The organism is Marinagarivorans algicola, from assembly GCF_001292705.1.
Lineage (GTDB): Bacteria > Pseudomonadota > Gammaproteobacteria > Pseudomonadales > Cellvibrionaceae > Marinagarivorans > Marinagarivorans algicola.
Genome location: NZ_LGAK01000100.1, coordinates 1 through 1,522, shown reverse-complemented (window position 1 = coordinate 1,522; position 1,522 = coordinate 1). Strand labels below are relative to the sequence as shown.

The window sequence follows — 1,522 nt, the reverse complement described above, 5'->3', positions numbered from 1 at the left end:
CTGCTAGCCTCAGTCCCAATGTATACTTTTTACTGAGTCTCGTTTTAAGTCTTGTTTTAAGTCTTGTTTTAAGTCTTATAGTACTATTTATGATTCTATTTAGCGCAATCTATTACCAGATACAGGCACAGAGGCAAAGACAGTGTAACACTTCAATTATGGTCGAATACGCTTGCCAATAGGCCTGCGCTGCACGAGTATTACCCTTGCACAGCATTACACTTTTGCTGGTAACAATCGCTTTTGATTACTGCGAGTGTTAAATGAATACTGCTAAGCATCAACGCCGCTATTACGTTTGAACCTGACCAAAGGTGTTTTGTAAGTCTTTAAGCTTTTCAACGACACAGCGATTGTGTTCAAGGTTGATGTTTTGCGGGTTATGCGCAAGCCAGTAGCCATTAATGAAATCAATTTCACTCATCCGGTGAGTTTTGATGTCTTGTCGCATAGAGCTGCTGTTATTAGCCGTTAAATGAATAACGTCCACTGCCAGCTTCAGCACGTCTTCGACGGGCATCCTATGGCGATAAGTCGCCAACCAAAGGGCTATTTCTTCGGCCAGTAACCGCATAGCAACCATCGCCGGCTTAGATGATAGCAGTTGCCCATTTTCACAATCGAGCAAGGCAGTTAATGGATTAATCAAGCTATTAATAATTAGCTTATGCATTAAACGCTGTTCAATATCATCAACCGTACGCAATAACTTGGGCAACTCTGCTGGCTGCATGTGTTGCAAAATGGCGGCATCAACCAAGGTTTGACCTGCGCCTTTATAGCGATAACTCGCCGGCGCAACCTGAGTCACCCCCTCTGTTGTTGTTGCAAACAGAACCGGGCAACCAGCTCGTTGCTGAATCATTTGCTGAGCCCCCAACCCGTTAAACAAGCAAATAACAACACTTTGCGAATGCAAGCGTGACTCAATAGCACTAAATGCACTTAGTGCTTGAGTCGATTTCGTACAAATAATCAAATAATCAATCGACTCACGCGCAACGCCAAGCAAGTGATGTGGCACACCATTCAAATCAGTAAAATGGCGACTCTCATTGTCAGCATGACGCCCAATAAGGGTAAACGCCAATTGCTGCTGGCTGAGCTTAAAAGCCAGCAATGTACCAATCGCGCCTGCGCCAAGAATATGCCAATGGTGTTTGTGACTATCCATAATATGGTGATCATTCATTGAACTATAAATAGTGATAATTACACCTGTATAACGCTGAATGATCAAGTACAACTGCTCTAGTCAACTAAAATAGGACACGCTATTAGGCGTTTTTAGCTGACCAGAACACAGGGTTGGAATCACGATGACGAAAACGTCAGCCAATAGCATCAAGCGGTCTTCACGACGTGAATGGATTCACTCATGCAGTGATAGCATGGATGCTAAAGAACTGCCCACTGGCGGCGGTGCTCGTAGCGGGTTCACTGTACTGATCATAGCCACACAAAAAAGCACGACGAATACAGCGTGTTACACAATGATAGTAAGGCGTAGTGTCCAATCAAC

General features: G+C 44.1%; 1 protein-coding gene and 1 pseudogene. Both read right to left on the bottom strand.

Translation table 11 applies throughout. The annotated features are described in order from the left end of the window. Positions 1–292 precede the first annotated feature (292 nt). Positions 293–1,174 carry a ketopantoate reductase family protein gene (locus tag AC438_RS16330; RefSeq protein WP_162230772.1) on the bottom strand — a complete coding sequence of 294 codons (882 nt, stop codon included), beginning with the start codon at positions 1,172–1,174 and terminating at the stop codon, positions 293–295. 236 nt (positions 1,175–1,410) lie between these two features. Then, a pseudogene (locus AC438_RS17470) lies at positions 1,411–1,517 on the bottom strand (nitrogen fixation protein NifB); the annotation flags it as partial. Positions 1,518–1,522 lie beyond the last annotated feature (5 nt).